Annotated in this window: 21 protein-coding genes; 16 read left to right on the forward strand and 5 right to left on the reverse strand. The window is 34.0% G+C overall.

Translation table 11 applies throughout. The features are described 5' to 3' along the window. Nucleotides 1–51: 51 nt before the first annotated feature. On the forward strand, nt 52–429 hold the full coding sequence (locus EG348_RS15490; RefSeq protein WP_123983891.1) for a hypothetical protein: 378 nt from the start codon (nt 52–54) through the stop codon (nt 427–429). 53 nt (nt 430–482) lie between these two features. Here EG348_RS15490 and EG348_RS15495 read toward each other — a convergent pair whose 3' ends face one another. Then, nucleotides 483–1,337, reverse strand: coding sequence for a DUF4349 domain-containing protein (locus EG348_RS15495; RefSeq protein WP_123983892.1), 855 nt, complete (start codon nt 1,335–1,337; stop codon nt 483–485). 158 nt (nt 1,338–1,495) lie between these two features. Here EG348_RS15495 and EG348_RS15500 point away from each other — a divergent pair, with 158 nt between their 5' ends. Then, a complete protein-coding gene (locus tag EG348_RS15500) occupies nt 1,496–2,563 on the forward strand; it encodes a DUF2891 domain-containing protein (protein ID WP_123983893.1) in 1,068 nt (355 codons plus the stop codon). 86 nt (nt 2,564–2,649) lie between these two features. Here the strand turns inward: EG348_RS15500 and EG348_RS15505 are convergent, their stop codons facing one another. Continuing rightward, a complete protein-coding gene (locus EG348_RS15505; RefSeq protein WP_123983894.1) occupies nt 2,650–3,123 on the reverse strand; it encodes a DUF962 domain-containing protein in 474 nt (157 codons plus the stop codon). A gap of 70 nt (nt 3,124–3,193) precedes the next feature. Here EG348_RS15505 and EG348_RS15510 point away from each other — a divergent pair, with 70 nt between their 5' ends. From EG348_RS15510 to EG348_RS15525, 4 genes are all read left to right on the forward strand, one after another. Beyond that, the gene (locus EG348_RS15510; protein ID WP_123983895.1) at nt 3,194–4,039 is read left to right on the forward strand and encodes a helix-turn-helix domain-containing protein; all 846 of its coding nucleotides are present in this window, start codon (nt 3,194–3,196) and stop codon (nt 4,037–4,039) included. Nucleotides 4,040–4,128: 89 nt separating this feature from the next. Continuing rightward, the gene (locus EG348_RS15515; protein ID WP_123983896.1) at nt 4,129–5,439 is read left to right on the forward strand and encodes a TolC family protein; all 1,311 of its coding nucleotides are present in this window, start codon (nt 4,129–4,131) and stop codon (nt 5,437–5,439) included. Nucleotides 5,440–5,464: 25 nt separating this feature from the next. Then, nucleotides 5,465–6,592 carry an HlyD family secretion protein gene (locus tag EG348_RS15520; protein ID WP_123983897.1) on the forward strand — a complete coding sequence of 376 codons (1,128 nt, stop codon included), beginning with the start codon at nt 5,465–5,467 and terminating at the stop codon, nt 6,590–6,592. Between the two features lie 90 nt (nt 6,593–6,682). Continuing rightward, a complete protein-coding gene (locus EG348_RS15525) occupies nt 6,683–8,275 on the forward strand; it encodes an MFS transporter (RefSeq protein ID WP_123983898.1) in 1,593 nt (530 codons plus the stop codon). A gap of 192 nt (nt 8,276–8,467) precedes the next feature. On the opposite strand, the gene EG348_RS15530 is transcribed toward EG348_RS15525, so the two are convergent. After that, nucleotides 8,468–9,922, reverse strand: a complete 1,455-nt coding sequence (locus tag EG348_RS15530; RefSeq protein ID WP_123983899.1) for a sigma 54-interacting transcriptional regulator — start codon at nt 9,920–9,922, stop codon at nt 8,468–8,470. 192 nt (nt 9,923–10,114) lie between these two features. Then, the gene (locus EG348_RS15535) at nt 10,115–11,257 is read right to left on the reverse strand and encodes a vWA domain-containing protein (protein ID WP_123983900.1); all 1,143 of its coding nucleotides are present in this window, start codon (nt 11,255–11,257) and stop codon (nt 10,115–10,117) included. Between the two features lie 298 nt (nt 11,258–11,555). Between EG348_RS15535 and EG348_RS15540 the strand changes: the two genes are divergently transcribed. The 3 genes from EG348_RS15540 (at nt 11,556) to EG348_RS15550 (ending at nt 13,916) form a co-directional block, all read left to right on the forward strand. After that, nucleotides 11,556–12,104, forward strand: a complete 549-nt coding sequence (locus tag EG348_RS15540; protein ID WP_228414757.1) for a hypothetical protein — start codon at nt 11,556–11,558, stop codon at nt 12,102–12,104. Nucleotides 12,105–12,119: 15 nt separating this feature from the next. Next, entirely contained in the window at nt 12,120–13,130 is a 1,011-nt protein-coding gene (gene glsA, locus EG348_RS15545) for a glutaminase A (protein ID WP_123983901.1), read from the forward strand. A gap of 81 nt (nt 13,131–13,211) precedes the next feature. Then, entirely contained in the window at nt 13,212–13,916 is a 705-nt protein-coding gene (locus EG348_RS15550; RefSeq protein WP_123983902.1) for a class I SAM-dependent methyltransferase, read from the forward strand. A gap of 106 nt (nt 13,917–14,022) precedes the next feature. Here the strand turns inward: EG348_RS15550 and metG are convergent, their stop codons facing one another. After that, complete coding sequence (metG, locus tag EG348_RS15555) at nt 14,023–16,056, reverse strand: methionine--tRNA ligase (protein ID WP_123983903.1); 2,034 nt, start codon at nt 16,054–16,056, stop codon at nt 14,023–14,025. Nucleotides 16,057–16,394: 338 nt separating this feature from the next. Here metG and EG348_RS15560 point away from each other — a divergent pair, with 338 nt between their 5' ends. The 7 genes from EG348_RS15560 (at nt 16,395) to EG348_RS15590 (ending at nt 26,554) form a co-directional block, all read left to right on the forward strand. After that, nucleotides 16,395–19,115, forward strand: a complete 2,721-nt coding sequence (locus EG348_RS15560) for a SusC/RagA family TonB-linked outer membrane protein (RefSeq protein ID WP_123983904.1) — start codon at nt 16,395–16,397, stop codon at nt 19,113–19,115. Nucleotides 19,116–19,128: 13 nt separating this feature from the next. Then, nucleotides 19,129–20,721, forward strand: a complete 1,593-nt coding sequence (locus EG348_RS15565; protein ID WP_123983905.1) for a RagB/SusD family nutrient uptake outer membrane protein — start codon at nt 19,129–19,131, stop codon at nt 20,719–20,721. A gap of 19 nt (nt 20,722–20,740) precedes the next feature. Next, nucleotides 20,741–21,817, forward strand: a complete 1,077-nt coding sequence (locus EG348_RS15570; RefSeq protein WP_123983906.1) for a SusE domain-containing protein — start codon at nt 20,741–20,743, stop codon at nt 21,815–21,817. Between the two features lie 99 nt (nt 21,818–21,916). Continuing rightward, the gene (locus tag EG348_RS15575; protein WP_123983907.1) at nt 21,917–24,079 is read left to right on the forward strand and encodes a glycoside hydrolase family 97 protein; all 2,163 of its coding nucleotides are present in this window, start codon (nt 21,917–21,919) and stop codon (nt 24,077–24,079) included. 89 nt (nt 24,080–24,168) lie between these two features. Next, nucleotides 24,169–24,411, forward strand: coding sequence for a hypothetical protein (locus EG348_RS15580; RefSeq protein ID WP_123983908.1), 243 nt, complete (start codon nt 24,169–24,171; stop codon nt 24,409–24,411). A gap of 137 nt (nt 24,412–24,548) precedes the next feature. Then, entirely contained in the window at nt 24,549–25,727 is a 1,179-nt protein-coding gene (locus EG348_RS15585) for a radical SAM protein (RefSeq protein WP_164463307.1), read from the forward strand. Next, nucleotides 25,724–26,554, forward strand: coding sequence for a hypothetical protein (locus EG348_RS15590; protein WP_123983910.1), 831 nt, complete (start codon nt 25,724–25,726; stop codon nt 26,552–26,554). The genes EG348_RS15585 and EG348_RS15590 overlap by 4 nt, the downstream gene beginning before the upstream one ends.

The raw sequence follows: 26,554 nt of genomic DNA on the forward strand, positions 1-26,554 counted from the left end.
GCTTAGCATCATTCTTGTGTATTAAACAGCATAACATCAAAAAATTAAATTATGTCTGAAAAAAAATTAGCAGGACTTTGGATCGACAGTGAGAAAGCTGTGGTAGTAAAAAATCATGATGCTCAAAATGCATTTAAGTTTTTCCTTTGCAACCCTGTAAAAGCTGAAATCCAACATGGGAATTCAAGCGAGAATGCGGGAAACAACGCTGAGAGAACGAATAAAGTAAAATTCTTTAAAGAAGTAGAACACTTGCTTACCAATTCTCAGGAGGTTTATATTACAGGTCCCGGAAAAATTCAGGAAGAGTTAAAGCACTATCTTCATGATACAGCTCAATTCAAAAATCTGGATATTACTTTGGATACTGCGCAGCAGATGTCTGATGAACAGGTTTTAGAAACGGTGAAAAACCATTTTAATGCTTAAGTTTTAAATTAAAAATATAAAAACCGAATATTAATCAATATTCGGTTTTTTGTTTATTTTTTTCTTCTTGCTTTCCATTTTCTCCAAAGGAAAATAAGTAGTGGAATTAATAAAAAGAAAGGCCAGAAAGAAATGATTCCGAGCACGAAGCTTACAAAACTATTCCAACCTTCGGTAATTGAATCTCCAAAACGGCTTCCAAAACCTATTTTCGAAGTAGCAGAACTTCTTACTTTTTCTTTATACAAGTTTAAATTTAAAGTGCTGTAATTCACTCGGTCATCGATGAAACGAAGTCTGCCTTCCGAAACATCAATTTCATCTTCCAGGTCACGGATGTTTTCCTGAATTTCAAGAATATCCTTTGTCGTGGCTGCGCTTTTAAGCATATCTCTATACTTTTCAAGATAGATTTTCTTATTTGCTAATTTTATAGAAACGTCTGTATATTCTTCAGTGACATCATCGGATGAAATGTTTTTAGACAAAACAGAACCCATTTCATCTGAAAATGAATTAATTAATGCATCAAAATTCTTGTGTGGGACACGAATTGTTAGGCTTAAATTTTCATCAGTATCAGTGTTTCGAAATTCTTCTTTTTGAACATATGCTTGGTTTTTATTTAAAATTTCTGAAGTCTGATTCTGAGCTTTTTTAATATCTCCAACCTGAATTCTCATCTCACCACTTTTAATAATTTTCTTTGAAATTGTGTCAGCTTTTCTTGAAAAATCTGATTTTTCAGGTAGTAGTTTTTCAGAAATAGATTTTGGAGGTGCAACTTGATAGACTGATGATTTGTCTTCTTCTATAAAATCTATTGAGCTAGCGTTTAAAGATTGTGTTTCGTTTTTTTTACAATGAATAAGTATAAAACAAAATAAAGGAATCAGTAATTTTCTCATGAATAAGTTTTGATGAATCCTATCAAAAACTATGCTTAAAAATATAAATTGATGTGATATTTTCAATAATTGATATGAATTTGTGAAAATATTTTGGTTTTGAAGGTTTTTATTTGTTTCAGTCATTAAAAAATCAAATTATTTTATATTTTTATTGAATGAAAAAGAATCTTTTAGCAATTGTATTTTTTCCATTTTTAATATGCGCACAGGAAGTTCCGAAATTGACTGACGAAATGGCGATGAAATTAGCGGACAAACCCCTTCATTGCATTAATCAGGAATATCCGAATAAGACAGCACATATCATTAACAATGAAAAAGAAGTTCCTTTAACTCCAAAAGATCTGCATCCCAGTTTTTATGGCTGCTTCGACTGGCATAGTTCTGTTCATGCTCATTGGATGCTGACCAGATTACTAAAAACAAAACCAAACCTACCCAATGCAAAAGAGATTGAAAAGATTCTTGATCAGTCATTTCAAAAAGAAAAGCTTCAGACAGAAGCAGATTATTTTACAAAATTTGAGTTAACAGCTACATTTGAAAGAACTTACGGATGGGCTTGGGTGTTAAAGCTTGATGAGGAATTAATGACTTGGGACAATCCAAAAGCAAAAATATGGCATCAGAATTTGAAACCTTTAACGGATAAAATTTTAAATTCCTGGAAGGCTTATTTGCCTAAACAAACGTACCCAAATAGAACCGGAGTTCACCCAAATACAGCTTTTGCAATGGTTTTTGCACTCGATTGGGCAAGAGCGACAGGTGATAAAGCTTTTGAAGCTCAATTAGTAGAAAAAGCAAAATATTTCTACTTAAATAATACCAGAACACCTGCTTATTTAGAGCCAGACGGTTCCGATTTCTTTTCGCCAAGTTTAGAAATAGCGGATTTGATGAGAAGAGTTCTTCCTCAAAAAGAATTTGTAAAATGGTTAAATAATTTCTACGAAAAACGAAGTGTAGAGAATATTGAAAAAATTCCTGTGGTAAGTGATTTGTCTGATTATCAAACGGTTCATTTGGTTGGACTTTCTTTCACTAAAGCTTGGTGTATGAAGGGAATTGCAAAATCTCTTCCCGACAATCATCCATTAAAAAAGGAATTCCAAAAAACTGCAACTATATTTTTAAATAATGGTCTTCCGCTTCTTTTCCAAGGGAATTATGGAGGAGATCATTGGTTGGCGAGTTTTGCAGTATATGCTTTGGAAGATTAAGCCTTAAATATGGAAGATAGAAGTTTTTCACACTGCATAAACTTCTCTCTTCCTGCATCCAGCTTCCAACCTAAGAATAAAGATTTTTAGTACTTGATTCCCAGTTTTTTAAGTACAAAACTTAAAAGCCAGATAGGTCCGATTAAAAGAAATTGTAAGTCTTTTAAGAAAGATGGTTTCTTTCCTTCAATTTTATGCCCTACGAACTGTAAAATCCATGTAATGACAAAGACTGCAAGAAAAAACATCCATGATTTTTTTCCAAAAGTAACATTGGTTAATGATACAAAATGTTCCATTAAAAGCATAATGAAAACCATTATCAATGCAATTCTCCAGGATAATCGGAAATAAAAAACAGTAACCAAAATTAATGCAATGAAACTTGCAACACTTAGAAAACCAAAGTATTTTAAATAGATATTCGGAGTTGGAATATATGAGATAAAGCCTAAAATCGTCCAAAAAATCAAAGGAACACAAATCCAGTGAATCAGTTTATTGGTCGAATTTCTGTGGCTTTCGCCATATTCAGCAAGAAGTAAATCAATCTTTCTCATAATAGGAATTTGTAAACTCCTAAATTAATAAAATTTTGTAATCGCAAAGCAGATTGCTTACATTTGTGCTATGTCTGCCTTAGAAAAATTTGGAGTAGAGATTTTTACACAACATAATATCTTCGAAAGAATATCTGTCGATAAGCCTTTCCGACCCGATAATCCTGCTTTTATTTTCATTAAAACTGGGACTATAAAACTTCGTCAGCATTTCAGCGATCTTGAGCTTTCCGAGAATATGTTCATGGTTACGGATCCACAAACAATCTATGAAATGGTTTCTGTAAGCGATGATTTTCAGTCGAGAATGGTTTCTTATAAAAGAGAGTTTATTTCTGCTTTGTCATTGAAATTCAATAGATTAATTACGTATCGTTATTTTAGACAACAGATGAATATTGGTGTTCCTTTTCAACAGGATGAAATGGATGTTGTCTGGAAAAGTGTCAACTTTCTGAAATATATTCTAGATTCTCCAACTGAAATGACCTACAAAAAAGAAATTGTAGAACATTTATTTTCAGTGTTTTGCTATCAAATGGCCGGTATTATTTCTAAAGAAGATAATAATTCTATGAGCCAGATGTCTAGACAGGAAGAAATCGTTTTTAACTTCCTTACAGATCTTGCGGAATACCATCTTACGGAGCGAACAGTTGAGTTTTATGCCGAACGTCAATCGATTACAACCAGACATCTTTCTTCGGTGGTGAAGACCATTACGGGGAAGTCGGCAAGCCAGATCGTTGCTTTAATTGTAATCAATGAAGCTAAGGTTCTTTTAAACTCTTCAAATAAGCCTGTTTCAGAGATTTCATCAATTTTGGGATTTAGTGATCAGTACTCATTTTCTCACTTTTTTAAGAAACATTTGGAGGTAAGTCCAAGCCAATACAGAAATCAGTTCGAAAGTTAAAATCCTACATTTGAACATCTTTTTCCAATTCTCAAACATTTGTTTGACTTTATAACCACCGTAACTTTGTACTCGTAAAACAAGGTAAAATGGTTAAGAATATAAAAACAGCACTATCACTCGTGATAGCATTATTTCCTGCGCTGTTTTTTTCACAAGAAATTAAACAGTTGACAGCGAATGAAGTTGCCGAACTGGCGGTACAAAATCATCAGCAATTAAAAATTTCGGCGCAGAATATCGACATTGCAAAGCAAAATACGAATGTTACAAAGTTGCAGAAGTTGCCCACAATTACGGCTTCTACAAGTCAGTTTTATTTGGGAAATGTTTTAGCAATCGATAAAGATTTTTCAAATTCTACAAATATTCCGATGCCTCATTATGGGAGTTCTTATGCGGTTCAGGCGACTCAACTGATCTTTAAAGGTGGATTGGTAAATAAGTCTATTGAATTGGCCGGACTTCGTGAGCAATTATCAGAATTAGATTTAGAGAAAAACAAACAGGATGTAAAATTTTTAGTAATCTCTAATTATTTGGATGTTTATAAAATTTTAAATCAGCAATCAGTTTTTCAAAACAACAAAAAACTGGCTCAGGAACGTCTGAAAAACATTCAAAAATTCTATCAGCAAGGAATGGTTACCCGAAACGAGGTGATCCGTGGAGAATTGGCGATCAAAAATTTGGATCAGGGAATTTTAACATTAGCGAACAACAAAAAAATACTTAATTATAATTTAAGTATCGCTTTAGGTTTACCGTCTGATACTGAGATTATTCCGATCGAAAGTTTAACCAACAAAGAATCTGGAATCGGGATGGATTATTATTTTGATTTAGCACATAACAGTAATCCGCAAATGAGATCTGCAAAGACCAATATTGATGTTGCCGATAAAAACATAGAGATTATTAAAACCGATAAAATGCCTACAATAGCAGGTTTCGGAGGATATACTTTACAAAGACCGATAACTACCAGAAATCCTGTCTTGGATATGTATTCCGGAGGTTGGCAGACTGGTATTTCTTTGAGTTATAATATTGATAATTTGTATAAAACGAAAGAAAGAGTAAAGCTAGGAGAGTTACAGAAAAATCAGGCTAATGATGCCATGACGTTGGTTCAGCAAAATATTGATATGGGTGTGAATGCTGCGTATGTTAAATATCAGGAATCAATTCAACAGGCTGAAATTCTGAATGATGCTAAATTGTTAGCTGAAGAAAACTACAAAATTACAGAAGCTAAATATCTGAATCAGTTGGCTGTACAGGCTGAAATGATCGATGCTCAAAACCAAAAACTACAATCTGAACTGGATTTTGCGAATGCAGAGATTAACGTTTTGTATCAATATTACAATCTTTTGAAATCTACAGGAACGCTTTAATTTTTTAAAACTGAAAATCAAGACAATGGAAAACAAGGAACAAAATACTCAAAATATTGCGCCACAAACGGTTCAGGCTCCTGAAAAACCAAGTGCAGCTCAAAAAAAGAAAGAAAATAAAAAGAATAAAATCAGAGCCATTATTTCAAATACGATCGTCTTTTTACTGATCGGTTTCGGACTGTTCTGGCTGGTACGGGAATATTTTCATATCGGAGACAAAACGTATACCGAGTCGGCTCAGGTAGAGGAATTTATCAACCCAATCAATACGAGAGTTTCAGCTTATATCAAAGAAATTAAATTTATTGAACATCAACCCGTAAAAAAAGGGGATACGCTGGCTATTCTGGATGATCGTGAGATTATCACACAATTAGGACAGGCAGAAGCGGCGTATCAAAATGCTTTGGCACAACGTTCAGCGACTTCTTCTTCAGTCAATACCGTTTCCAATAACGTAAGTGTTATGGAATCTAATATTGCCGGAGCAAAAGCAAGACTTTGGAATGCCGAACAGAATTTAAACAGATATAAAAATCTTTTAACTGCAGAAGCGGTAACAAGACAACAGTACGATCAGATAAAAACGGAATATGATGCTCAAAAAGCAGCGTATGAAACGTTGGTTAATCAAAAACAATCTGCCAATCTTTCAACTACGGAAGTTAAAAGCAAATTAGGGATCAATGATGCTGAAATCAAAAGAACAAAGGCTGCTTTGGATATGGCAAAGATCAATTTGTCTTATACCGTAATTACGGCTCCTTATGATGGCGTGATGGGAAGAAGAACGATCTCGGAAGGTCAGTTGATTCAACCGGGTCAGCAAGTTGCAACGATCGTTTTGAACGGTCAAAAATGGGTAACGGCTAACTTCTTAGAAAGCCAAATGCCAAGCATCAAGATCGGAGAGAAAATGATGATGACCGCAGATGCATTGGGCGGACAAAAATTTGAAGGAACTGTAACGGCAATTTCTGCAGCAACAGGTTCAAGATATTCAAGTGTACCAACGGATAATTCTACCGGAAACTTTATTAAAGTTCAGCAAAGAATTCCTGTAAGAATCGAGTTTACGAATGCTAATAAAAAAGAAGATATCGCTAAACTGAGTGCGGGGATGAATATGAATATCAGTATTAATAAATAGTCAATTGTGAATGGTGAAAAAGTTAATTTGAATAGGAAAATTCACAATTGATTTATTGACAATTCACAATCAAAATAATTAATTATTAACATGTATAACAAAGGACTATATCACAATTGGGTACCCAAACCCATACAGCTTTTGCTGATTGTATTGCTGCTTGCTGTGGTGATGCCGCTGGGTGGTGTTTACACAGGGAATATCAGTTATGTAGTGAGCGGTACCGGTGCGATGACCGAATATTTCATGTGGGCAAATTATGCTACAACGATCGGAATGGGAGCGTGTATGCCTATTGTGATGAGAATGAAAATGAGGTTTAAAGTTCGTGATAAAATGATTGTTTTGTTGGTTCTTTTAGGCTTGTTAAGCTATCTGAATGCGACTACTTTTGATCCGATGATCTTTATTTTTACCTCTTTAATTATCGGATTTCTAAAAATGATGGTGACCATAGAATTGTTCTTACCATTGATGGCGATGATCGGTAACAGAGGAATGTTTTACGGAGCATTTTATACGTTTGTTTTAGTGATGAATCAGGTGGTAGCCTATTATGCGGTGGAAGTTTCCATTCAATATAATTGGCAGCAATTCTATATTTTGATCTCGGTTTTCTGTTTTATTTTGGCTCTTTTACACTGGATTTTTATGCATGATAAATATTTTGCGTTAAAAGTTCCGTTGCATTATATTGACTGGTTGAGTATCTTACTTTTCATTTCAACATTCATGTTCTCGGCATACGTTTTTTCTTTTGGAAAACAGCAGGATTGGTTGAATTCAAAAAATATTATTAATGCTAGCATAGGTGCTTTTGTAAGTTTTGCTTCGTTGGTATTGAGACAATTAACGTTAAAAAGACCTTATTTATCTTTCATTATATTTTCAAAAAATAATGTTCAACACGGTTTATTTATGTTGTTGTGTCTGGGTATGTTTTTAGGAACGACGTCTATTCAAAATACATTTGCTGTCGGAGTGTTGGGGTATGATCAATTAACGAATGCTAGACTAAATTTATTAATGATTCCCGGACTGATTTTATCAGGAGTAACAGCCATATTTTGGTTTAAAAAGGAAATTCCCTTGAAAATGTTCATCTTTTCTGGCTTTTCAGCGATGATGGGCTATGTGATTATTATGTACTTTTCGATGGTCTTAGAATTCAGTTATGACGGATGGTATTTACCAATGTTCCTGAAAGGGTATGGAATGGGTTCATTGTTCATCTCGGTCTGGTTTTATACATTGGATAAACTAGAGCTAGACGACATGATGGCCGCCATCGGATTGGTATTGGTATGGAGAACATTTTTTGCAGTAGGACTCTTTTCGGCTTTGTATTCTTGGTTTCAATATCAGTTTCAGGTCGTTGCCATTGGAGACTTAGCAGTTTACATGGATGGAATGACCATTACGCCTCAAAACGTTGCCGCCAATATGAAAGCCATTCAGCTGAATGCGATAATTGCCGCTAATAAAAAGATATTCGGATATATTATTCTTGCTGGTTTTGGAGTGTTGGCTTACATTATAACGCATCATTTTGGAAGAGAACAATTTACGTATGTTCGATTCGTAAGAATGTTGAGCGGAAAATCGGTAATTGCAAGAAGAAGATTAAGAGAACGAAAAAGATTAATAGAAGATATAAAAGACGCAGCCGGACCTGCGATATAAAGATACCTTGTTTTTCATTTGTAAAACTCCATTTTATTATAAGATGGGGTTTTACTTTTTTAATGATTACATCAAAAAAGGTGTAATAAAAAAACGTTAGGTTTAGATTGATTGATATTGCCTAAGATTATTAAAATAAAAGGTTGTTCCAAAATATTTGAAACAACCTTTTTAAGTTATATATTTTTAATCTTAATTTCTTAAAAACTGACCAATGCCCGTAGAATCAAACGTGAAAGTATTTTGATTTTCAGCTTTATCTAATTTTTTACTGATCGTTAATGCCCATAAAACTAATTCTTTACAGAAGTTTTGATCTTCAGCGCTTAATTCGGTAGTATTTTCTTCAACAACTTCTACCAAAGGCGTGATGCTGTTGAGTTTGCTGTAGAATTCTTCGTCTGTATCAGTGTAATTAAGTTCAAGGTGATTTTTATTAAACCATTTAATTAAGTCAGTGTACGGAGTTTTAATACCTTCTTTTTCAAGTTTTGAAATACGTGGAAATAGATTTTCAAACTGTATCATAACAGCTTGGTCAATCAATATTTTCGCTACATAATCTGCACCTTCCTGTTCACCTTCATAAACAAGCTCAATTTTTCCTGTAATGGATGGAATAATTGACATGAAATCAAGCAAACGAACCGTCGTCTTTTCAGCGCCGGATTCAATTAATCTTAATTTTGCTGCAGCAACTAAATTTTCCATCGCACTGATGGTAAGTCTTGCACTGACGCCACTTTTGGCATCTACATATTCGCTGTCACGTGCTGCAAAAGCCACTTGTTCTAGAAGGTCTTTTGCTAAATTTGGAATGTAAATCTGTGATTGATCTTCAGGTGAAATGGCAGCTTCCTGTTCGGTAATTTGTCGGGCAAGGGCAATTGTTTTGGGATAATGGGTAAAAATTTGTGATCCAATTCTGTCTTTCAGAGGAGTAACGATGCTTCCTCGATTGGTATAATCTTCCGGATTTGCTGTAAACACAAATTGAATATCAAGAGGCATTCTCAATTGAAATCCACGGATTTGAATATCACCTTCCTGCAGAATATTAAATAAAGAAACCTGAATTCTTGCCTGTAGATCGGGTAATTCGTTCAATACAAATATCGAACGGTTGGCACGCGGAATCATTCCGTAATGTAAAACACGCTCATCGGAATAAGGCAGTTTTAAAGTTGCTGCTTTTATGGGATCGATGTCACCAATTAAATCTGCAACATTTACATCCGGAGTCGCCAGTTTCTCAAAGAAACGGTTGGAACGATGAACCCACGAAATTGGAGTTTCATCACCAAGTTCTGCAATTAGATCTCTTGAATATTTTGAAATCGGGTGGAACGGACTGTCATTGATTTCAGACCCTTTCACGATCGGCATATATTCGTCAAGAAGATTGACCATGCTTCTTGCAATTCTGGTTTTTGCCTGTCCGCGTAGACCTAATAAATTAATATGATGCCCTGCTAAAATAGCTTTCTTCAATTGTGGAACCACAGAATCTTCATAACCCCAAAGTCCTTCAAATACAGGTTCTTTAGCTTTAATTTTTGCAATTAAATTAGCCTGAATTTCTTCATTGATCGTTTTATCTATGTATCCTGATTTTTTTAATTCCTTGAATGTAATATCGTTTTTCATTTTAAATTTTTATTATTTCTAATTGATAGAGAAATGTTTAATTTTTAACAATTAATGTTGACGTTTAAAATTTGATGTTTAGAATTTGGTTTCTTCCGGGTTATACCCGAGGCTATTATTGTTGAACCACTTCGTGGTTCATTGCGCGTTTTATTAACCTCCAGCTTCAAACTTCCAACTTCCAGCTTTTATCTATATTCTTTTTATTCTGTTTTTTTCGTAATCTTCAAATATCATTTGTCCCAAGCCTGAAAGACCTGTTAGAAAGGCTTTCCCTTTATTCTGCGCAGTGAATGCATTGACAAATTGACGAAGATAAGGATCCTGTGCAATCATAAATGTTGTAATCGGAATTTTTAATTTCCTTGCCTGTGCAGCTTTGTTGAGACATTGATTCACAATGGTTTGGTCCAAACCTACACTGTTCATATAATATTCTCCATTGGGTAATTTTATGCAGCTTGGTTTCCCGTCTGTGATCATAAAGATCTGCTTGTTGGTATTTCTTTTTCTGCGAAGAATATCCATTGCCAATTCCAACCCGGCAACGGTATTGGTGTGATAAGGTCCCACCTGTAAATAGGGAAGGTCTTTGATCTTGATCGGCCACGCTTCGTTTCCAAAAACAATAATATCGATGGAATCTTTGGGATATTTTCTTTTAATTAATTCCACCAATGCCATGGCGACTTTTTTGGCAGGCGTAATTCGATCTTCACCATATAAAATCATAGAGTGACTGATATCGATCATCAACACGGTGCTCATTTGAGCCTTATGTTTGGTTTCCTCTACGATCAGATCGTCTTCTGTCATGCGTAAGTCTGAAATCCCGTTGTTGATCTGTGCATTTTTTAAGCTTTCGGTCATATTCACAGCGGACAGATCATCTCCATATTGGAAATTGCGATTTTCACCGTCCCGTTCATCGCCAACTCCAGTTTTGTTCGTGCGATGATTTCCTATACCACTTTTTTTGAGTTTTCCAAAAATTTGATCTAAAGCATATTCACGTAAAGCAGCCTCAAGTTTGGCAGTTAAGATATTTTTGCCTTTTCCAGATCCTGAATTTCCATCTTCTGAATCATCTTCTTTTTTGATGTAACCTCGTTTTCTTAGGTCTTCTTCAAAATCCTCAAGAGAATATTCATCACTAAAAATATCATATTCTTTATCAAGCATATCGAGCCACTCAAAGGCTTCCTCAATATCACCGGAAGTGTGTGTCAGTAGATCTTTGAAAACATCAAATACCCAATCAAAATGCGATATCTCTTCCGGAATGTGTTTACTGAAAGTATATCCTTTTTGATAATTAAAATCTTTATTTGTCATAAGATGTTGATGATGTTTAAAACACTACAAGTTATGGAAATATTTTTGCAAGATTACGACGTAGAAAATAGAAAATACTAATGATGGTGATAAGAATGAGAGTATAACATAAGATCTCCAATTTAATGGAATCGAGGAATAAGACTATATTTGGTTGTTAGACAAAGTAAAATTTTAATTATGAAAATTGATTTAACCTCCGATACTCCGAGTGCAATTCTTTGATCATATGAAAGAGGTATAATAAAACAGAAATGAAAATTTTAATTAATTATATTTGTACTCAACAAACATATCAATGATGAAAAAAATAGTATTGTTAGCTTCTGCGGTTTTAGTTTTAAATTCTTGTGTGGTATCTACTGCTGCAAAAGTTGTAAAAGGAGCTGTAAACGTAAGCTACAAAGCCGTTAAAGGAACTGTTAACGGAATTAGCTGGGCAGTCCGTAAAGCCAACGGAAAAATTGATGAAGACCGTTTAGACGGCACCTGGAAAGTAGTAGGAGTGTACCGCGGCTCTTTTGAAGACTTTACAAAAGATCAAAATCCTGAAAGTTCATTTACTTCTGACTGTACAGATAGTTTTGATCAGATCATTTTTAAAACTAATAGGTCTAAATTTCAACCCGTTCACTGCAGTTCAGAGAAAGAAGATTGGGTGAAATATTCTTTAGAATTCGGAAAAAACCCGATAACGAAAGAAAAGGAAAATTATATAGAATACAATTCTAGTAATTATATTTCCGTAATTGATGTCAATAATAAAACGATGGTTTTAGAAGGAAATTTGATGCCTAAACTAGCATTTTCCGGTGCTAAATTATATCTTTTAGAAAAAGTGAAATAGCGATTATATTCAACTATGAAAAAAAACATTTTTTTATCTGCAAAGGGAATTCTTTTTGCAGCTTTTCTTTCTTTAAATACGGTGATCTATGCTCAGAAAACAGAAAATATTTCAACGATTTCGGAAAAAACATTAAACAGTATTCTCGAAAAAAACAGATCGTATTATACGCAAGGTAAGGTTGCTGACTATATTCCTGAATTAGGAAAGATGGATGCCAAAGCGATTGCTTTTTCAATAGTAGATAAAAATGGGAAAGTTTTTAGTACAGGTGATGTTCAGAAGAAATTTACGATGCAAAGTATTTCCAAGATCATTGCATTAATGGTTGCTGTGAATGAAAGGGGAGAAGCCAATGTTTTTGATAAAATGGGATATTTCGGATCTGATAAACCTTTTAATCATTTCTCAAATCTTGAAACAACAGGCAAGCCGCTTAATCCTATGATGAATGCGGGTGCAATTCTTACGACTTCTTTAATTTCCGGAGATGGCGAAAAACCATTTCTTAAAATTTTGGATATGGTAAGGTATATTACGAAAAATCAGAAAACTGATTACAGTAAATCTGTTTATGAATCAGAAAAAGCTACAGGAAATCGTAACCGAGGAATGTTTTATCTGATGAAAAATAGCGGGTTGATTTCCGGAAATGAAGATCAACTGGATAATTATTTCAAGCAGTGTTCTATTGAGCTGACCACTGAAGATTTGGCTAAAATAGGTTATTTCTTTGCCAATCAATGTGTACGATTTGATGGGGATACTACCCATAAAAATAAGGAAATTGCAAAATTAGTTGAATCGCAAATGCTGACTGCCGGGATGTATGAATTCAGCGGTGAGTATTCCCGAAACGTTGGCTTACCAAGTAAATCTGGTGTTGGAGGCGGAATTACGGTAAGTGTTCCCGGGAAAATGGGCATTGGTGTTTTCAGTCCGGCTTTAGATCAACATGGGAATTCTTTAGCGGGGTATCACATGATTTTAGATTTAGTGAAACAATATGATTTGAGCGTATTTTAAATTATTGTCCTCTAATTTATCATGATAACCGGCTTCTATTTTCTCTTCTAAACCCTTATCTTTGCCCTATTAAAATATGACATGAAAGATTTAATGGGTAAAGCGATCTGGGATTATTTTCACAACGAAAATCCTGAAGATCTGCAGACTGAAACTTCAATTTCTGAACTGGATGAACTTCCGGTGGAATATCTTTTCAGAGACTTTGAAGAGATGAATGAGATCGAACAAACAGCGTTGGAATTATCTCAAGGAAAAGTTCTGGACATCGGAGCGGGAGCTGGTTCGCATTCATTATATCTTCAAAATGAAAGAAATCTTGATGTTTTGGCTTTAGATATTTCTCCAAAATCTGTTGAGGTTTGTCAATTAAGAGGAATTAAAAATGCAGTTTGTGAAAACATTGTTGATTTTTCAGGTCAGACTTTTGACACGGTCTTGTTATTAATGAATGGAACCGGAATTTTTGAAACCCTTAAGAAAATTGATATTTATCTTAAAAAACTTCAGTCTTTATTAAACGAAAACGGTCAGATTCTCATCGACAGTACTGATATTTTATACATGTTCGACAAAGATTATGATGGTGGGGTTTATATTCCTGCAGGAGGATATTATGGTGAACTAGATTATATTGTTCATTATAAAGGCGAATCAGAAGATCCGATAAAATGGCTGTATCTTGATTTTTTCACCTTACAAAATGCTGCTGAAAACAATGGTTTCAATATTGAAAAAGTGATGCAGGATGAGGATTCTTATTTAGCAAAACTGACTAAAAAATAAATGGATTTTGTCAGTACAGGCTCGCTTTACTCCTCGCAATGACTGACAGTAAAACAAAAAAGACGCATAAAATCTATGCGTCTTTCTTTATCTAAAATATTGAAGATTATCCTATTTCAATACCATTTTCTACAGTCTCATCAGACGTTACAAAAGATAATTTACCATCTGCTTTTGTCGTTAATAATAACATTCCCTGAGATTCAATTCCTCTGATTTTTCTTGGAGCAAGATTTAGTAAAATCATTACCTGCTTTCCGATAACCTCTTCCGGAGTGAAACTATCTGCAATCCCTGAAACAACAGTTCTTACGTCAACACCCGTGTCAACAGTCAATTTTAATAATTTATCAGCTTTCTCAACTTTTTCAGCTTCAATAATGGTAGCTGTTCTTAAATCGATTTTCGTGAAATCATCAAAAGTTATTTCCTCTTTCATAGGGTTTGCGTTAGCGTTTGTTTTTTTATTGTTTTGTTTTGTATCCTCTAATTTTTGAATTTGAGCTTCAATGACATCATCTTCAATTTTTGAGAAAAGAAGAGAAGATTCGTTGATTTTATGACCTGTTTCAATTAAAACATTTTTAGTTTCAACATCACTCCAGTTTGATTTTTCAATATTGAACATATTCAATAACTTTTCAGAACTGAAAGGCATAAATGGTTCACACAATTGAGCTAAAGCAACGGCAATCTGAGCCCCAACAAATAAAGATTGTGCCGCTTTTTCAGGATTGTCTTTAATAGTTTTCCAAGGCTCTTCTGCTTGAAGATATTGGTTTCCAAAACGTGCTAAATTCATCAAAGCAGTTAAAGAGTTTCTGAATTCATAGTTCTCTAAGAATCCTGAAATTTCTTTTGCTGATTTATTGATTTCCTTTAATTCAGGGGCGTTTATATCTCCTTGAGGAACAATTCCATCATAATATTTATGAATAAGAACCGCAACTCTGTTGATGAAATTTCCAAAAATTCCTACTAATTCCGAATTATTTTTAGTCTGAAAATCTTTCCAGGTGAAATTATTATCCTTTGTTTCAGGAGCGGAAGAAAGCAATGCATATCTTAATACATCTTGCTGTCCCGGGAAATCCTGAACATATTCATGTGCCCAAACCGCCCAGTTTCTTGACGTTGATATTTTATCGTTTTCAAGATTCAAAAATTCAAAAGCAGGAACGTTGGTTGGCATAATATAGTCTCCGTGAGCTTTCATCATCGCAGGGAAAATAATACAGTGGAACACAATATTATCCTTTCCGATGAAGTGAACTAAATCGCTGTTTTCGCTCTGCCAATAATCTTTCCAGTCTTTTCCGTTTTTTGCAGCCCATTCTTTCGTGAAAGAAATATAGCCAATCGGGGCATCAAACCAAACATACAATACTTTCCCGTCTGCATTTGGAAGCGGAACAGGAACTCCCCAGTTTAGATCTCTAGTCATAGCACGAGGTTTTAAGCCGTCGTTTAACCAAGATTTAACCTGTCCGTAAACATTAGGTTTCCAGTCGTCTTTGTGACCTTCAATGATCCATTCGTTTAGGAAATCTTCATATTCATTTAATGGAAGATACCAGTTTTTTGTTTCTTTAAGAATTGGAACATTTCCGCTTAACATTGATTTTGGATTGATCAATTCTGATGGAGAAAGGGTAGAACCACATCTCTCACACTGATCTCCGTATGCATTTTCGTTTCCACAATTAGGGCAAGTTCCAACGATATATCTGTCGGCCAAAAATTCGTTAGCCTGTTCATCAAAATACTGTTCAGAAACTTCTTCCGTGAATTTCCCTTTTTCGTAAAGAACTTTAAAGAAATCCTGACTCGTATCGTGATGATTTTTAGATGTTGTTCTGGAATATTCATCAAAAGAGATCCCAAGATCTGAGAACGATTTTTTGATGATCTCATGGTATTTGTCTACAATATCTTGTGGAGTAACTCCTTCTTTTTTTGCTCTGATGGTAATAGGAATTCCGTGCTCATCCGAACCACAGATAAACGCTACATCTTTTCCTGATCTTCTGTGAAATCTTGCGTAAACATCCGCAGGAATATAAACACCTGCCAAATGTCCTATATGAACCGGTCCGTTTGCATAAGGCAAAGCTGCCGTAATCATCTTTCTGTTTGACATTTATAGTAAAATTTTATCTGCAAAGATACGGATTATCTCCCGAAAACTTGTGATAGTCTATGCTTAAAAAGCTTTAAAATTGTTTAGGAAGTTTGAAATATTACATTTAGTTAAACAAATGTTTAACTTTTTGTTAAACCTAGCTTATTGTTATGTTTTGCATAATTTATCGTAAATAAATGAAAAACAGTGGTTTGATTTAAAATACACAAGCAATTTACATAATTTTATCTTAATTTTCATTAAATTTATGATAATTCTTTTTTTTTTATAAATTGCAAGTCTGGCTCTATGTCAAAAATTATTATAAAAACAAACTATATAAAAGAAACAATATTGTGAAAAATTTTACAACGGTATTAAAAATTGCGCCTGCATTTCTACTGGCAAGCACAATGATACACGCACAAACAAATGACTCTATTACTAAGGAGAAAAAAATAGAGGAGGTTGTTTTGATTGGATATGGGAAGCAGAAAAAGACGGATCTTACGGGATCGATCACTGCTATTTCGGCAAAGGATTTTAATGAAGGAAGTATCAACTCTCCTGAACAATTAATTCAAGGTAAAACTTCTGGAATTCAAATTACTTCTAATGGTGGAGCACCTGGTGCAGGATCTACAATTAGAATTCGTGGAGGATCTTCTCTAAATGCATTAAACGATCCTTTAATTGTTATTGATGGTGTTCCTGTAGACACTAATGGAATTAGTGGTGCTTCAAATCCTTTGGCATTAATTAACCCAAATGACATTGAAAGCTTTAGTATTTTAAAAGATGCGTCTGCCGCTGCAATTTACGGGAGTAGAGCTTCTAATGGAGTTGTAATTATAACAACGAAAAGAGGAACTTCAGGAAAGTTGAAAGCAAATTATACAACAACAACATCTGTATACAATAAAATGGGTAATATTGATATGCTATCAGCAGATGATTTCCGTAAACTGGTAAAAGAAAAAGCAACAGCTCCATATCAAGATTTATTAGGAAGTTCTAATACAAATTGGCAGAACCAAATCTATCAAACGGCAGTAGGTGTTGATAATAATGTTTCCCTGTCAGGAGGGATCAAAGGATTACCTTATCGCTTATCTTTAGGCTATTTGAACCAAGAAGGTATTATTAGAACTAACACAATTGAAAGAACAACGGGCTCATTAAATATAAATCCTAAATTTTTTGATAAACATCTGGATATCAGTTTTAATTTAAAAGGGACATATGTAGAAAATAGATTTAAAGATGATGGTTCTATAGGAGCGGCTGTAGTTTTTGATCCAACACAGAATGTTTATGACTCTTCTATTCCAGATTATGGAGGCTATTATGAATGGGAACAAACTTCTGGTGGATTAAATAGTAATGCAACCAAAAATCCTGTTTCGATGCTTAATCAGAGAAAGGATTTGTCTTATGTGAAAAGATTGATAGGGAATGTTCAGTTTGATTACAAATTTCATTTCTTACCTGAGTTAAGAGCAAATTTAAATTTAGGTTATGATTATAGTGATGCTAATGGTAATACAACGGTTTTACCTACAGCAGCTATTGCTTTTAATAATAAAGGGAGTTATAGAAGATATTCTCAAGAGAAAAAAAATAAGTTATTAGATTTTTATTTAAATTATCTGAAAACTTTTGAATCAATAAAATCTACAGTGGATATCACTGCTGGTTATTCTTACCAAGATTGGCAGAGATCTGAACCATTTGCTCCAACTCTCTTTGGTACTGGAGTACAAAATCCTTTAACAGGAAATGACTTTTTTACTCAGAATACAATCATTTCTTATTTTGGTAGATTAAACTATACTTTTAATAGCAAGTATCTATTGACTGCTTCATTAAGAAGGGATGCATCTTCAAGATTTAGTGAAGATAACAGAGTAGGTTATTTCCCTTCTGTAGCATTAGCATGGAGAATTGACCAAGAAGGTTTCCTTAAAGATTCTAAAACTATTTCCACCTTAAAATTAAGAGCAGGATGGGGAGAAACTGGTCAGCAGGAAATTGATAAAAATGACTATCCTTATTTACCGCGTTATATTTTATCAGATAGCGGTGCTCAGTATCAATTAGGAGATGATTTTTATAGTACTTATAGAGCTCAGGGTTATGATAAAAATATTAAATGGGAAACTACAACCACAACAAACTTAGGACTTGATTTTGGATTTTTAAATGATAGAATTACTGGAACTATTGATGTGTATCAAAAAGAATCAAGAGATCTAATTAGTTTTATTCCTATACCTGCATTATCTAATCTTACAAATTATTTACTTACCAATGTTGGTAATATGCGTAATCGTGGTATTGAAGCAAATGTTAATGTAAAGGCAATAAAGACAGATGATTTTTCATGGGAGTTTAATGTTAATGCAACTCATTTTAAATCTGAAATTACAAATCTTAATTCATCACAGGTTTTACTTAATTCTATTGGTGGGGCTACGGGTACTACAATTCAGGTTCATACAGAAGGTTATCAGCCTAATTCATTCTATGTTTACCAACAGGTTTATGATAATGGTGGAAGACCAATAGAAGGGGCTTATGTAGATAGAAACGGCGATGGTGTAATTAATACAGATGATTTGTATAGATATAAATCTCCTGCTCCAGATGTACTTTTAGGTTTCTCATCTAAATTCAATTATAAAAATTGGGATTTAGGTTTTACAATGAGGGCAAGTATTGGTAATTACGTATACAATAATGTTGCTTCTCAGTATGGTACAGAGCAGGGACTTACGCTTAATAATTATCTTCAGAATGTTCATACCAGCTATTTGGATACTGGATTCAAAAGCACTCAACTTTTATCAGATTATTATGTTGAAAATGCATCGTTTGTAAGAATGGATAATATCAATTTGGGATATAATTTTCCAAGATTTATAAAAGATTCAAAACTAAGAATTTTTGGATCAGTTCAGAATGCATTTGTAATCACAAAATACAGCGGATTAGATCCTGAAGTATTTAATGGGATAGATAATAACTTATATCAAAGACCAAGAGTGTATTCATTAGGATTTAATTTTCAATTTTAATTAAATAGAAATCATGACATTTAAATATATCAATAAAACAATATTTGCTGCTAGTCTTACGGCAGTACTATTTCTTACTTCTTGTGAGAAAGATTTAGATAGATTACCAGAAACCGAAGTGACATCAGCATCTGTGTATGCTGACTTTAATAATTATAAAGGTGTTTTGGCTAAAATATATGCAGGTTTAGCAATGAGTGGTCAAAATGGAGGAGATGGTGATCCTGATATTAGTGGAATAGATGGAGGTACATCGAATTATATCAGACAATATTTTCAATTACAAGAGTTATCAACGGATGAAGCTGTAATTGCATGGGGAGATGGATCTTTACCAAGTCTTCACAGTATGACATGGTCTGCAAGTAATGAATTTGTTGCAGCATTATATTATAGAATTTATTACCAGGTTGGGCTTGCTAATGAATTTATTAGAGAAACAACAGATGAAAAGTTAGCTTCTAGAAATATTTCGGGTACAAATGCAGAAGAAGCAAGGATGTATAGAAATGAAGCTCGTTTTATGAGAGCATTAAGCTATTCTCATGCAATAGATCTTTTTGGTAATGGGCCATTTGCAACAGAAACGAGTGAAGTTGGAACAACTCCACCACCAAGAATTGAACGTAAAGAGCTTTTTAATTATATAGAATCAGAGTTAAAAAGTTTAGAAGGATTATTAAAAGATCCAAGAACAAATGAATATGGACGTGCTGATAAAGCTGCCGTTTGGATGTTATTATCAAAACTATATCTTAATGCTGAAATATATACAGGACAAGCTAGATATTCTGATGCTAGAGTGTATGCTGAAAAAGTAATCAATGCGGGATATTCATTAAAAGCTAATTACGGAGAATTATTTTTGGCAGACAATAATTTAGATAATAATGAGACAATATTTTCTGTAAACTATGATGGGACTCATACCAGAACATTTGGAGGTACCACTTATATTATTCATGCGGGTACAGGAGGATCTATGAATCCTGCAAATTTAGGAATTAATAGTGGTTGGGGCGGTTTAAGAAGTACTAAAAATATTGCAGCATTATACCCCACTACAAATGGTTCTATAGATAAGAGAGGTAATTTTCATACAGATGGGCAAAGTTTAGAAATCAATAATGTCGCTACTTTTACAGATGGATACCCAATTATTAAGTTTAAAAATGTTAAAAGGAATGGGCAGCCTGGTTCAGATTTAGCTGGAGATTTTGTTGATACAGATTTTCCTTTATTTAGACTTGCAGAAGCATATTTAACCTATGCAGAAGCTGTTTTGCGTGGAGGTGGTGGCAACACTGCTACAGCAATTCAATATGTTAATTTGTTGAGACAAAGAGCGTACGGTAATAGTTCGGGTAATGTGTCTTCTATTAATCTAGATTTTATATTAGATGAAAGAGCACGTGAATTATCTTGGGAAGCAGTAAGAAGAACAGATTTAATTAGATTCGGAAAGTTTACATCAGGAAGCTATTTATGGCCTTTCAAAGGAGGAGTTAAAGATGGTAAAGCTGTAGAAGATTTTAGAAAGCTATATCCAATTCCTGCAAGTGATTTGAATGCTAATCATAATCTAATTCAAAATCCTGGTTATTAATTAAAAAAACACTATTAAAATGAAACATTTATTGAGAATATTAGCAATAGCTTTTATAGGTTTTCTGGTTATTTCATGTGAGAAAGATGAAGATCAGGCTATAATTACAGAGACAACTAAAAGTAAAATTTTAACAGATAAGACAACTATCCTTTTGGATAAAAATAATCCGGATAATGTTGCATTAAATGTTACTTGGAGTAAATCTGCTTTTGATGTAGCTGTAGTTGCAACCCAGCAATTGCAGTTTGGAATTAAAGGGAAAAATTTTGAAGGAGCATCTAATGTTGAAGCAGTAACTTCTCCTCTAACATTTACAAATAAACAACTTAACAGTATAGCTTTAAGTTTAGGAGCAAGTCCTAATGTTGTTACTGAGATTGAAGTAAGATTAAGAACTCTGATTGGAGCAGCTCCTTTTTATTCTGATGTAACTACTTTAACAGTTACACCTTATCTTTTAGGTCCTGTATACAATTATGCAGATTTATTTTTAATTGGTGATGCTACAGCGGGAGCTTGGGATAATTCTGCTACAAATGCGAAAATTTATCCATTGCAAAAATCAAGTACATCCGGTATTTATTCTTATACAGGTTATTTTGCTCAAGGAGGTTTCAAAATGATAGCAAAGCCAGGAGAATGGACAATTCAGTATGGTTTAGGGTCTTCTGCGGGAATTTTAAGCACTGATGGAGGTTCAGGAAATATTAGTGTTGCCACAGCAGGCTATTATAAATTAACAGTAAATACGACAGCATTAACTTACACTTTTGCTCCAGCTACACCTCCGACAGTTACTTATACATCAATCTCAATGATTGGAACAGCGTCAGGTGATTGGAATACAGATGTAGATATGCTGCAGTCAACATTTGATCCGCATGTTTGGGTTAAGAAAAATGTACTATTAAATTCTGGAGAATTTAAATTCAGAGCTAATCATGCTTGGTCAACAAGTTGGGGAGTTGCTGAAGAATTTTTTGGAATTGCTACTACAAGCGGTGGCAATATTCCATTAACCACTTCTTTTACTTACGACGTTTATTTTAATGATATAACAGGAGCATATTCAGCGATTCCTTATTATCCATAAAAAAATAAGCAATTAATATTAATATACATTGAATTTATAAAGTAAAGTGTTGCTTTTTAGCAGCACTTTCTTTATTTTTAAAACTTATAATTAGTTATTATGAAGAAAATTACAGTTGGGGCATTTTTGCTGTCAATGATGTTTGTGGGAGTGAATGCACAATCTTTAAAATCGCCGGACGGAAAGTTTGAAATGAGCTTTCAGTTAAAAGGAGGAGTACCTTATTATAACCTAAAATATAATGGGGCGACAGTGGTGGAAGATTCCAAATTGGGATTGAGATTATTTAAAGATACTTCGATAAAATTTGCATCGGAGATTGCAAAACCGGAAGATGCAAAATTTGATCTTAACAATGGTTTTACGAAAACTGACGAAAAAAGAGATTCTAAAAATGAAACTTGGCAGCCTGTTCTTGGCGAAAAGAAAAGTTATATCAATAATTACAACGAATTGGCGGTTACGCTTAATCAGGCGTCGGCAGACAGAAGTATTGTTGTAAAATTCAGATTGTTTAATGATGGGTTGGGATTCAGATATGAATTTCCACAGCAGAAAAACCTTAATTATTTCACCATTCGTGAGGAAGATTCTGAAATCGATTTCCCAACAGACATGAAAGCTTGGTGGATGGTTGCAGATTACGATTCTCAGGAATACCAATATCAGGAAACAAAGATTTCCGAAATTCCTGCAAGATGGGATAAAGCTTTTGATGCCAATGCGTCTCAGTCTTTAGTTAAAAATGCAGTTCAATCTCCATTAATGCTGAAAAAAGAAGGCAAAGATCCTTTATATATCAACGTTGCGGAAGCTGCTGTTTTAGATTATCCGGCTTCACATTTGGAAGTTGATGCTCAGAATTTCAAGTTTAAAACGCACCTTACTGCAGATAGACAGGGAGCAAAAGGATATATTCAGACACCTTCTGTAACGCCTTGGAGAACAATTATTGTTTCGCCAAAAGCAGAAGAAGTGATGGCTTCAAAAATGATTTTTAATCTTAATGAGCCTACAAAATATACCGATACATCTTACATTCACCCTACAAAATATATGGGCGTTTGGTGGGAAATGATCATCGGGAAATCTCAGTGGGCGTACGCAGAACCAGAGTCAAACGTTCGTATCGGGCAAACCGATTTTTCAAAATTAACACCAACCGGAAAGCACGCTGCAAACAATACAAAAGTTAAAGAATATATTGATTTCGCAGCAGAAAACGGTTTCAAGGGCTTATTAATTGAAGGTTGGAATATCGGTTGGGAAGATTGGTTTGGTCATTCAAAAGAATTTGTTTTCGATTTTATCACGCCATATCCGGATTTTGATATTAAAATGTTGAATGAATATGCTCATTCTAAAGGGATTAAGCTAATCATGCACCACGAAACTTCAGGTTCTGCAACGAACTACGAAAGATGGTCAGACAAAGCTTTCCAGTTGATGAACAAATACGGCTATGACGCTGTTAAAACAGGTTATGTAGGCGACATCATTCCAAGAGGGGAGCACCATTATTCTCAATGGACAATCAATCATTTTTATAGAATTGCTGAAAAAGCAAATGAGTATAAAATCATGATAAATTCTCACGAATCCGTTCGTCCGACAGGAGAAAGCCGTACGTATCCAAACTATATTTCCGCAGAAGCTGCTCGTGGAACTGAATACGAAGCATTTGGAGGAAATAATCCTGATCACCAGACAATTTTACCATTCACAAGATGGATGGGAGGTTCTATGGATTACACGCCGGGAATTTTCCAGACAAAATTAGATTATTATTTCCCTGGAGATAAGCGTTTTGTAAAAACTACGCTGGCAAAGCAATTGGCTTTGTATGTTACAATGTACATGCCTCTTCAAATGGCGGCAGATTTACCTGAAAACTACAAAAAGCACATGGATGCTTTCCAGTTTATCAAAGATGTAGCGGCAGATTGGGATGATACAAAAATTTTATCGGCAGAACCGGGAGATTATGTAATCACAGCCAGAAAAGCTAAAGGTACTGAAAATTGGTTCGTTGGAGGTATTACGGACGAAAACAAACGTGATTATACGGTAGATTTTTCTTTCTTAGATAAAGGTCAGAAATATGAAGCAACGATCTATGAAGATGGAAAAGATGCTGATTATATTGATAATCCTCAAAGTTATAACATCTACAAAAAAGAAATTACCAGTAAATCTAAGATTAACTTCAAAATGGTAAGAAGTGGTGGGTTTGCAGTAACGATTAAGAAGATTAATAAGTAAATTTTTAAGTAAAAATGTTTTTTCTTGTGAATTTATTTTTCTATATTTGGTGAGATAAGTAAAATAATAACCTATTTAACTCATTTTTTATGAAAAAGAAATTTAAAATCACGAGTAATCTCGAACAGAAAGAAATTCTAAAAAAATCAATTCAGAATTCTGAAAATGAAAACGTAGATCTTTACAAATCTATTTTCGGAGGAATCAATAATTTAGGCTCAAACCCTGGAACGCTTACTCCCGGTACACGTAACCCGAGTACTTGTGATGTTGTGGCTATTTCAGGTGCATCTGCTGCTTATGACAGAGTAGATCAATTTTTAAGAGCTTAAAAATTACTGATTTTTTTAAAAACATTAGTTCTTCGTTAGTCAAATAACGAAGAACTTTATTTATTGATATAGATATGGTTACTTCTTTTGTTCTGAAGGTTGCAAGCAGATGCAACCTCAATTGTTCGTATTGCTACATGTATAATTTAGGGGATAAAACTTATCTGAAGCAACCTAAATTTATGTCGATGCATACGATAAAAACTTTCGCAGATAAATTATCCCATTATAGCAAAGAAAATGGTTTGAGGTCTTTTCAAATTGTTTTTCACGGAGGTGAACCTTTATTATTACCAAAAGAATTTTATAAGGAAAGCGTAAGGATTTTTACAGAAACACTCACCGATTCTTATTTTGACTTTGTTATTCAGACTAATGGTGTTGGTCTGGATGAAGATTGGTATGCTCTTTTTAATGAATTAAACATTCGTGTCGGAATCAGTATGGACGGTCCCAAAGAATACCACGACAAATACCGTGTTTTTCATAACGGAAAAGGGTCTTATGATGAGGTTCGAAACGCGATACAAATTGGTTTAGACAAGGGTATGCATGGGGTATTATCTGTTGTGAATCTCAATATTACTCCGCTTGAATTGTATGAGGAATTTAAAAATCTTAATATTCCGAGTTTTAATCTTCTCTTGCCGGATGGGCATTTCGACAAACTTCCGGATGATTTTTTAAAAGAAAAAGTAAATACTCATAACTATACTCCATATGCAGATTGGCTGATAGACTTATTCACCATATGGAAAAGTGATCCCGACAGACCTAATATGAGGTTTTTTAAAACACTGATTCAACTTATTGCGGGTGAAGAAGTTGGTGATCAAATGGTTGGACTGAAAAAAAATGGAGTAGCTGTAGTAGAAACCAATGGAAATCTGGAAGTAGCGGACTCTATCAGAGCTTGTTATGAAGGAATTACAAGAAACGACATCAATATTCACACCCACGAAATAGGCTCCATATTAGAAGATCCGCTTTTTGATATTTATATCAATTCTCATCAGATGGTCAGTGAAAAATGTCTTAATTGTCCAATTTATGAAATTTGTGGAGGCGGTTTTCTTTTAAACAGATATTCTAACGAAAACGGGTTTGATAATCCTACGATTTACTGTCATGACATGATAAAACTGGTAAGTTATATCCAAAATGATCTTATCAACAGCTTGCCTGAAGAGGTTTGCAGAGAAATGGAACTCACAAGGGTTTCATATCACGAGATTGTAGAAGAATTGGAAAACAGAACTTCTGTTTCCGTTCAGAAAAATATTAAAGATAAATTATTAGCCTATAGTTTAGCATGAGTTTAAGAAAAGGTATCAGAATATATGATCGTCATATTAAAAATATAAAAGATCAAATCAGCATCAACACGGGGGTTACTCCTGTAAAGAATACAAATCCTGAAATTGAATATTACAGTAACGCCTATTTGCCTAATATGGACTGGCGTACCCTTACAGATTCGGAATATAGAAAAATTTCTACAGCAGATGCCGATCGTAAGATATTTAATACTTTAGGAGTGGGTGTAATTCCTGATATGTTAAAAGATTTGTTTAAAAAATTGGATCTGAATGAATGTGAATCTCTTTTTGATGTTCCAAAAAAGTTTCAGGAAAACGAAAGTCTGATAAAACAGATTAACGAAGCAACAAATATTTTTTTGGATGAGAAATCTTTAGAAAGTAATTATAAATTTCATCGCATTGCCCGATCTCTTCCCGATATGCAGAGTACGACTTTCCATCATATAGGTGAGAATGCTTTTAAATATACAGGGTTGCATATTGATAAAAGCATCTTTTTTACGCCACATACTGCCCATAAGTCAGGGAACAGGATTTCTATCAATATAAGCACAGAATCCCGTTATTTATATTTTATTAATTTAACCCTGAGACAGATTTATGGTGAAGTACAGAAAAAATTTACGGACAAAATAACTTCTGAAAATATTGTTGAACAATTTTTCAATCTTTATCCTGAATATCCTGTTCTAAGACTGGAAATTAAACCTTACCAATACTATATTGCGCCTACAGATAATTTTATCCATGACGGTACAACCTTAGGAAATAAAGGTTTTGATGTTACCATGGTATATGTGGGAGTATTTGATAAATATTAA

This window comes from Chryseobacterium sp. G0201 (genome assembly GCF_003815655.1).
Classification (GTDB): Bacteria; Bacteroidota; Bacteroidia; order Flavobacteriales; family Weeksellaceae; genus Chryseobacterium.

Excerpts from the sequence above, each read along its gene's own strand:
- EG348_RS15515 (WP_123983896.1), top strand. The coding sequence starts at position 4,129 with ATGGTTAAGAATATAAAAACAGCACTATCACTCGTGATAGCATTATTT.
- EG348_RS15525 (WP_123983898.1), top strand. The coding sequence starts at position 6,683 with ATGTATAACAAAGGACTATATCACAATTGGGTACCCAAACCCATACAG.
- EG348_RS15550 (WP_123983902.1), top strand. The coding sequence starts at position 13,212 with ATGAAAGATTTAATGGGTAAAGCGATCTGGGATTATTTTCACAACGAA.
- EG348_RS15490 (WP_123983891.1), top strand. The coding sequence starts at position 52 with ATGTCTGAAAAAAAATTAGCAGGACTTTGGATCGACAGTGAGAAAGCT.
- EG348_RS15510 (WP_123983895.1), top strand. The coding sequence starts at position 3,194 with ATGTCTGCCTTAGAAAAATTTGGAGTAGAGATTTTTACACAACATAAT.
- EG348_RS15500 (WP_123983893.1), top strand. The coding sequence starts at position 1,496 with ATGAAAAAGAATCTTTTAGCAATTGTATTTTTTCCATTTTTAATATGC.
- EG348_RS15570 (WP_123983906.1), top strand. The coding sequence starts at position 20,741 with ATGAAACATTTATTGAGAATATTAGCAATAGCTTTTATAGGTTTTCTG.
- EG348_RS15505 (WP_123983894.1), bottom strand. The coding sequence starts at position 3,123 with ATGAGAAAGATTGATTTACTTCTTGCTGAATATGGCGAAAGCCACAGA.
- EG348_RS15590 (WP_123983910.1), top strand. The coding sequence starts at position 25,724 with ATGAGTTTAAGAAAAGGTATCAGAATATATGATCGTCATATTAAAAAT.
- EG348_RS15535 (WP_123983900.1), bottom strand. The coding sequence starts at position 11,257 with ATGACAAATAAAGATTTTAATTATCAAAAAGGATATACTTTCAGTAAA.
- EG348_RS15520 (WP_123983897.1), top strand. The coding sequence starts at position 5,465 with ATGGAAAACAAGGAACAAAATACTCAAAATATTGCGCCACAAACGGTT.
- glsA (WP_123983901.1), top strand. The coding sequence starts at position 12,120 with ATGAAAAAAAACATTTTTTTATCTGCAAAGGGAATTCTTTTTGCAGCT.
- EG348_RS15580 (WP_123983908.1), top strand. The coding sequence starts at position 24,169 with ATGAAAAAGAAATTTAAAATCACGAGTAATCTCGAACAGAAAGAAATT.
- metG (WP_123983903.1), bottom strand. The coding sequence starts at position 16,056 with ATGTCAAACAGAAAGATGATTACGGCAGCTTTGCCTTATGCAAACGGA.
- EG348_RS15565 (WP_123983905.1), top strand. The coding sequence starts at position 19,129 with ATGACATTTAAATATATCAATAAAACAATATTTGCTGCTAGTCTTACG.
- EG348_RS15540 (WP_228414757.1), top strand. The coding sequence starts at position 11,556 with ATGATGAAAAAAATAGTATTGTTAGCTTCTGCGGTTTTAGTTTTAAAT.
- EG348_RS15530 (WP_123983899.1), bottom strand. The coding sequence starts at position 9,922 with ATGAAAAACGATATTACATTCAAGGAATTAAAAAAATCAGGATACATA.
- EG348_RS15585 (WP_164463307.1), top strand. The coding sequence starts at position 24,549 with ATGTATAATTTAGGGGATAAAACTTATCTGAAGCAACCTAAATTTATG.
- EG348_RS15495 (WP_123983892.1), bottom strand. The coding sequence starts at position 1,337 with ATGAGAAAATTACTGATTCCTTTATTTTGTTTTATACTTATTCATTGT.
- EG348_RS15575 (WP_123983907.1), top strand. The coding sequence starts at position 21,917 with ATGAAGAAAATTACAGTTGGGGCATTTTTGCTGTCAATGATGTTTGTG.